The 7,318-nt window shown below is 35.6% G+C and carries 7 protein-coding genes; 1 reads left to right on the top strand and 6 read right to left on the bottom strand.

The genetic code is table 11. The features are described from left to right. The 3 genes from WA010_RS07730 to WA010_RS07720 form a co-directional block, all read right to left on the bottom strand. A partial coding sequence (locus WA010_RS07730) for an HsdM family class I SAM-dependent methyltransferase (protein ID WP_422556553.1) occupies window positions 1–2,658 on the bottom strand: 2,658 nt, incomplete at its 3' end. A 108-nt stretch (window positions 2,659–2,766) separates the two neighbouring features. After that, a complete protein-coding gene (locus WA010_RS07725; protein ID WP_422556552.1) occupies window positions 2,767–3,510 on the bottom strand; it encodes an exonuclease domain-containing protein in 744 nt (247 codons plus the stop codon). Next, window positions 3,510–3,866, bottom strand: a complete 357-nt coding sequence (locus tag WA010_RS07720) for a hypothetical protein (protein ID WP_422556551.1) — start codon at window positions 3,864–3,866, stop codon at window positions 3,510–3,512. Before WA010_RS07720 ends, WA010_RS07725 begins: the two co-directional genes overlap by 1 nt. Before the next feature lie 185 nt (window positions 3,867–4,051). Here WA010_RS07720 and WA010_RS07715 point away from each other — a divergent pair, with 185 nt between their 5' ends. Continuing rightward, window positions 4,052–5,656, top strand: a complete 1,605-nt coding sequence (locus WA010_RS07715; RefSeq protein ID WP_422556550.1) for a methyl-accepting chemotaxis protein — start codon at window positions 4,052–4,054, stop codon at window positions 5,654–5,656. Here the strand turns inward: WA010_RS07715 and WA010_RS07710 are convergent. The 3 genes from WA010_RS07710 to WA010_RS07700 all read right to left on the bottom strand — a co-directional run. Next, the gene (locus WA010_RS07710; protein WP_422556549.1) at window positions 5,653–6,417 is read right to left on the bottom strand and encodes a CheR family methyltransferase; all 765 of its coding nucleotides are present in this window, start codon (window positions 6,415–6,417) and stop codon (window positions 5,653–5,655) included. The genes WA010_RS07715 and WA010_RS07710 overlap by 4 nt on opposite strands. Continuing rightward, window positions 6,414–6,998: a CheB methylesterase domain-containing protein gene (locus tag WA010_RS07705; RefSeq protein ID WP_422556548.1), complete on the bottom strand. Its 585-nt coding sequence runs from the start codon at window positions 6,996–6,998 to the stop codon at window positions 6,414–6,416. Before WA010_RS07705 ends, WA010_RS07710 begins: the two co-directional genes overlap by 4 nt. Then, window positions 6,995–7,318 (bottom strand): EAL domain-containing protein (locus WA010_RS07700; RefSeq protein ID WP_422556547.1); only part of this gene is annotated, 324 nt, incomplete at its 5' end. The genes WA010_RS07705 and WA010_RS07700, both read right to left, overlap by 4 nt.

The raw sequence follows: 7,318 nt of genomic DNA, 5'->3' as shown, positions 1-7,318 counted from the left end.
TTGAAACACTTCCGCTTTAAAATACATATCATTTTGCTCATAAATTTTAGAGTAATGATCGATAAAAATATTGATATACCCTTCTATAATATTATCTTTATAAGCTAGCTTTTTAAATGCAACATCGTATTTTTTTTGAATAACCCAAGGAATCACAATGCTATTAGCATAGTCAACAAGTGCAATCTCTTGTTCAGTTAAATCAAATGATTCTAATACTATTTGATCTAGTTGGTTAATAAGCATTTTTAAATTTTGTTCATAATTTAGAATATTTGAACTACTCGTATCAAAATGTTCAGTCTTTAACTTTTCAATATCAGACACAAGGGAAACAATTTTTTGATTATTCATAAAAGGCATACGCAATTTTTCTTCATCATGAAGTTGCTCTCTTTCAACACCAAGAGAAGTAGCTGTTTCAAGATTAAAATACGCAAACAAATTAGAGTTTATCAAACCTACAAAATTTTTTGCTTCATCTATATTACTAGTATTTATTCCACTAAGTGCATGTTTAAAAATTGCTTCTTTATACAAAACTGCCGATTTTGCTTTTAAATCTTTTGTGTTAACACCTCTTCGTATTAGCACTGTATATGGATTAAATAATTTATTTTCACCTTGTCTATGTACTTTTTCTATATTCCAACGAGGTAATGTCTTAGCTACATAAAATGAATCCATATTGGAATTATTTGAAACATCAATAAAATCTTTCCCGAGATACTGTGAAATATTATACTTCCCTTTACTAGCACTTATTCCTCTACCAATTGGATAGTTTTTTTCTATAGCATACTCATTAATAGATGGATATTTTTTTAATCTTTTAATTAAATTAAAATCTAAATATGAACCATATACCAATATTTTCCACAAATAATCATCTTCTAGCAGTTTTGATTGCAATATCTTTTTAAAATCACTTTTAGCAAGAGTAAGCATTTTTAATTTCTTAAAATACGGATTCGGTTTCATTGAAATATAATTGATAGTATTCTTTAATACTTCTTCCTGTGTACTATATTCATAAAATAATATTGAGACAGGTACATCAGCATTCTCAAAAATTTCATGTCTTACCGATGAAAGCTCTAGGATATGGTTTATTTTAAATTGATTAAAAAAATGTTTTGTTCTAAAGGTATTGCTTTGCAAGTTATATAACACCTTGCTGGTAACTATAAAACTGATCTTTGTACTTTGAGAAACAAAGTCTTTAACTCGGTACATAAAAGGCTGAACAATATCTTGATTGCCAACTTTTAATTTATTACTTACTACATATTTATCAGCTAAACTCTTTTTCTTAATAGTTCCTCGACCATACGGAGGATTTCCAATAATAAAATCAAGCTTTTTATCTTTTAGTATTTGATTGCACTCTGCATTAGTATCGAAAAAATCACTTTGAAAAAAGTTAGCATTAGGATTCTTTTCACTTTTTAACAAATACGGAAATTTAAACTGTTCTATATCCTTTGGATTTTGATAATCGAGCATCGTAAGGTAGAGTGAGAAAACACTAATCTGTACGGCATTTTTATCTTTATCTATGCCGAATATATTATCCTCAGCAATTTTTACGATCTCCTGTTGCTCTATTCTTCTACCTGTAACTTTTTCAAATTGAGTAACTAATTTTCTAAAAGCTTCAACTAAAAATATACCGCTTCCACAAGCTGGATCGAGAACTTTACAATTATATTCAGTTGGATTGTTTTTAAAATACTCATCAACCGTATATTTTAAAATATAATCTACTAAAAATGTTGGAGTATAGTATGCACCATTTTTTTTCTGCTCTTCTTCACCAATAAAACTCTCATACACATTTGAAATAAACTCGATAGGAATAATTGAGAAATCATAGTAATCGAACAAAGATTGCTGTCCAGTTCTTATCTCAGTACCACTTACCAACTCTTTCAAAATTTTTAAATGTTCTTCACTTACTAATGTGTACTCAAGATCATTTATAGGAAACCAATCTCCATTAAATCCTTGATCAGACTTTAAATATTGAAATAGCTCATACGTCTTATTTTTATCACTTAAAATTTCTTTCAAGTCTTCATTGGTCAAAATTTTTGAAATACCTTGAAAAGATAATTCTACGTGTCTATCTATCAAATATCTAACAAAAATAATACGCCCAACCAATGAGTTTGCAATATCTTTATAGTCGTTCAATCCATTATTGAGTAACTCTTCTCTAGCATATTTTATATTTTCCAATAGTTTTTTATCTACACGATTATTATTTTGTTTAAATGTTGATTCTGCAAAATATTTACCGCTAATAATAGAAAGATAATTTAATTTTTCTGAGTTTAGAGAAGTTAGTGTAAAGTTTCCATTTTTAAGTATATATTCAAATCCATTATATACTTCAAAATCTGTTTCAGTTTCAATAATAATAATTGGAGCTTCCCCGAAATTCCAACACTTTTTAAAAACATTATTTTTATCAACTGCTTTATCGAAAAAGAGAATAACGGGTCTATTATTCAGAATATAAAGAGAGGTTGGATTTATTTCTTGCAATGATCTACGAATTCGCTGAGGGAGTATATTGACGATACTACTGTCTAAATACGGTTGTAATGTTGTATCAGTAGGTAATTCTAGAAACTGATCTATACTTTTTTTCAACATTAATCCTATCTTTTTGTTCACTTCAAGTATCTATAATGAGACTGACGAAAGCTCTTAATTATACTTTAAAATTGTATGATTTTACTCAATGCAATTTTACTACAGTCACACTTCTAAAACCCTTCCGATACTGTAGCGCATATCCTCATCTAAACTCTCCATATTACTGAGCATCCACGTTAGATACCCTTTATCCCCTTCAGCAATCTCCGTAAGTGTTTTCCCTTTGTATTTGCCGAATTTAAGCGGTCGTGTATAAAATACCGGCGTTTGAGTGAGTTCAACCATCTTATCGATCGGATTTACCCCCTCATATCGCTCTTGCAATCGTTTTCGAAGTTCAGTAAGAAACAGTTTCAATACCAAAACATCCCCGATAGCATCGTGCGCTTTAACGACAATCCCCAGTGCATCGGCTTCGGCTTGTTCGATTTTATACAGCCCCAAACGATAACGAAAATACTGCAATCGATGGGCTTCCTCATCCTCAAACAGATGTCGTGCACAACGAAGGGTATCGATCAGTCGCATCTGAGAGATAAATCCCTCTTTAGAAAGCATCCCTAAATCAAACGGTGCATTGTGAATAATGAGGACATTTTCAGAGGTATTAAGCTCACAAAGTGTTTTAAAGGCTTTTGTTTCGACACATGAGGGTAACCCCTCAATCATATCAGGGGTAATGCCATGAACTTCCATCGCACCGTATCCGATAGGAACCTCAGCCGAGCACATATCGTTGTAGACGTCAACTTTTTTGCCGTCCAAAACCATATAACCCAACTGAATAATCCGATCATTATCACCAGCCCCCGTCGTCTCCGTATCAAGAAGTACAAACGTAGCCATTAATACTGATCGTCTTCAGCATCTATATCGAACTCATCATAGTCGTCTTCGTCTTCGTCTTCATCCTCGTCATCATCATAATAATCATCCTCTTCGTCCCCTTCTCCCTCACGCATGGAGGTGAGCTCGGTGTAGAGCTGCTCTGCTTCTTCTTCATCGATCTCACCGCTGTTAATCTCCCCCAAAAGATCTTTATACTCATCGCGAAGGGCTTGCATATCTTCTAACTGTGCACGTTCTTCAACTGTTGCATCTTTTTGTGACGCGATTGATTCGAAAATATCGTCAATATGTTCTTCCACATCAGGAATTAACTCGTTTTGAATCAAATGTTTTAATTGTGTAATATAGGCCATACTATTTCCTTTTAGTTGGTTTGAATACTAATTATAGCAAACTCTTTTGCGAGATAGCATCGAGCTGTACCCTTTTTATCCTCTGTTTATCTTAGATCGAATGAAACGCTAAAAAAAAATCCCAACCTATTCCAAACATGTTATAATAAAAAAAACGCCGTTTAGGGTACAAAAGGGGTGATCAAATGTTTAATCTATCCACAATCAAAGGCAAACTCATTGCATTAATGGCACTTAGTTTCATAACATACGCCACGCTAGGATACTTATCGTATTCAAACAATCATGATGCAAAACGAACAGCAGAGAGAATGGTTTTACTCGGTGATATCCGTGCTCACACAAACGGTGCAATGATGGAGCTTCGCGGATTTCAGCTTCTTCATAAAAATGATTTTATCGAACGCTACCAAGAACGAAATGTTAAACTTGCAGGAGCGATTGAAAAATTGTCCAAAATTACCCGTTCCCAAGAAAACAAAGATCGTTTAAGCAAAATCGCAAATGACCATAAAGCGTGGCACGAACTGAACGAACCTCGAATTAAAATTATTAGTAATCATAAAAACAATATCCATAGCCCTAATTTCGCCAATAGTGTAGAAGGAAAAACGCTTCAAAAAATCACCGAAGAATCTGCTGCTATCTATGAAAAAATTGTTCAAGAGGAGCGTGATTTACTCAAAGTCATGGAAGCGAAAAATATTGCCACACTCGATTCCAATGCTACGCTCATTGAATCTATCATCGTCATCAGTATTCTCGTGATGATGGGGATTTTTTATTTTATCATCCAAAATATCACCAATTCCATTGCGCGTCTCGAAAAAATTATTAAAACAGTTGCCCACAATCGTGATTTTACGCAAAATATACAAGTAGAAGGGGACGATGAACTCGCGCAAATGAGTCGTAAAGTCAATGAACTTGTCAATGTACTGCGTCATGCTTTCCAAGGTATCCGTTCCGCATCAAGCGAAAATCTCTCTGTCTCAGCAGAACTTTCAGCAACAACGCTTAGCATCGGAAAAGCAGCCGAAGAAGAAGCAAAAATTGTTAATCATACCACCAGTGAATCCGATAAGATGAAAGAGGCGATGAAAGCATCCGCTTCCGAAGCAAAAATGGTTCGTGAAAAAGCACTGAACGCTCGTGGTAATCTCCAAGAAGCTCAATCGGCTCTTCACAATACAATCGAGCAGCTTTCATTAACCGTACAAATGGAAAATGAGATCAATAATCGTCTCAATTCCCTCTCCCAAGAAGCCTCTCAAGTAAAACAAGTCCTTACCGTCATTGCTGATATTGCCGATCAAACAAACCTCCTCGCACTTAATGCCGCGATAGAAGCGGCGCGTGCAGGTGAGCACGGTAGAGGATTTGCCGTCGTTGCCGATGAAGTACGCAAACTCGCCGAACGAACACAAAAAAGTCTTGTTGAAACCAATGCTACCGTCAATGTCATTGTTCAATCGATTAATGATATTACCGACCAAATGAATCATAATGCCAAGCGGATAGAAAATTTAGTTGACGCATCCGCAGAGGTCAACGACCATACCGAAACAGCTGTTGATGCCCTAGCTGAAACCGTCAGCGCTATTGAAAAACTCTCAAACGATACCCAAACCAATGCGATGACTACCGAATCAATTATTGTAAAAATCGGTAACATCAACGAACTCTCAACAGCCAATGCGCGTAGTGTCGAAGAAATCGCCGCAGCGGCAGAACATCTCCACCAAATGACAGAACAACTCACAGCGCAAATTGCAGTATTTCGAACTTAAAGAGTATAGATATTTCCCCCTTCACCTCGCAGGGGGGTAAATATTTTTTTTGCATTTAAATGATCATCTGCATGTCCTAAAATCAAATAACCTTTCAAATGCTTTTTAAAATTCAATAGCAACTCTTTATTTTTATCTGCGTCAAAATAAATCATCATATTTCGGCTAAAAATAACATCAAAATCTCCTAAATCTTCCCATAATTTATCATCAAAAAGATTTCCTGTAATAAAATGGATACTAATTTCTTCGATAGGATATAAACGGTATCCTTCTTCCGTTTGAAAAAAATAGTGTTCCAATACCTCTTGGCTTAACGCATGAACAGAGCGCTCCGAATAGCAGCCTCGATTGGCTTTATAAATCATCTCTTCGGAAATATCAATCCCTACTATCTCAATCGGACGTGATATTTTTTTACCCATAGCTAAAATACGCAGTGCAATCGTATAGCTCTCTTCGCCACTGGAACATGGAGCGGTTAATACACGTATCGGGAGAATCGGACTAGCCGTTTCGATGTTAGGTAAAATTTCATTTATCAAACGATCAAAGTGGTATGATTCACGCTCAAAATAGGTCTCATTTACCGTGATTAAATTAATCAATGCTGAACTTAACGGCTCAAAATCTTTAGGGATTTCTCCGCCATTCTCGATAAAGCGTTGTATTTTTTCTCTGTCTGTATCTCGCTTAAGTACAATACCCGTTTCTTTTTGAATACGCTCCAAAAGGGTATTGATCATCGATTCATTATTCATATTAAATCAAACTGTATCATGAATTTAGCAATTTCTTCTACCGATAAAATCATACTCACACCACCACGCTCAATCGCTCTCCCCGGCATTCCAAAAACCGGAGAGCTTTTTTCATCCTGACAAATACTCATCCCGCCCGACATTTTAATTTTTACCATTCCATCGACACCGTCATCACCGATTCCGCTCAGTAAAATTGCCAAAATTGCTGACGCTTCATAAACCTCTAGCGCATTTATCATCATAGCATCAATACTGGGAATAAAATCGCTACGAATACCTTCCAACTCTTCAGCGATCATAATGTTATTATTCTTTGAACGAAAGCCTAAATGCACCCCCCCCTTCGCAACAATAATCATCCGTTTATCGACGCTCAACCCATCGTATGATTCGACAACATGAGAGGTGGTATACATTTGTAATCTGGAAACAAAGGAGTGAGTTAAATCAGCCGGAAAATGTTGCACGATACAAATCGGGGTTGTAAAGGTTTCAGGCAATGCCGTTAAGAGTTTTTCGATAATTCCAGGTCCGCCAGCCGACGCCCCTACAAGGATAATTTTGGATGAATGTATCAAGACAATATACTTTGTTTCAAAAATTCGATAAATTTTTCTTCACTGAGGGGACGTGAATACATATATCCCTGTCCTTGCTGACATCCATATTCTTCCAAAAGCCTCCCCTGCTCTTTCTCCTCGATCCCCTCAGCAATGGTTTTAAGCCCCAACGCATTAGCCATACCGATAATCGCTCTAACGATTGCACGATCTTGTTCATCCGACTCCAACCCGCGAACAAACGACTGATCAATTTTAAGTTTATCAATCGGAAAAGCTTTAAGATAGCTCAAACTAGAATATCCTGTACCAAAATCATCAATTGCCACTTCGATTCC

The sequence above is a fragment of the Sulfuricurvum sp. genome, assembly GCF_049305995.1.
In the GTDB taxonomy this organism is placed as follows: domain Bacteria; phylum Campylobacterota; class Campylobacteria; order Campylobacterales; family Sulfurimonadaceae; genus Sulfuricurvum.
The sequence above is the reverse complement of the archived record's forward strand: the minus strand, read 5'-3'. Positions and strand labels throughout refer to the sequence as shown.

What these genes read in the sequence shown, in the direction of transcription:
- WA010_RS07710 (WP_422556549.1), bottom strand. Translation starts at nt 6,417, where the DNA reads ATGAATAATGAATCGATGATCAATACCCTTTTGGAGCGTATTCAAAAA.
- WA010_RS07720 (WP_422556551.1), bottom strand. Translation starts at nt 3,866, where the DNA reads ATGGCCTATATTACACAATTAAAACATTTGATTCAAAACGAGTTAATT.
- WA010_RS07725 (WP_422556552.1), bottom strand. Translation starts at nt 3,510, where the DNA reads ATGGCTACGTTTGTACTTCTTGATACGGAGACGACGGGGGCTGGTGAT.
- WA010_RS07715 (WP_422556550.1), top strand. Translation starts at nt 4,052, where the DNA reads ATGTTTAATCTATCCACAATCAAAGGCAAACTCATTGCATTAATGGCA.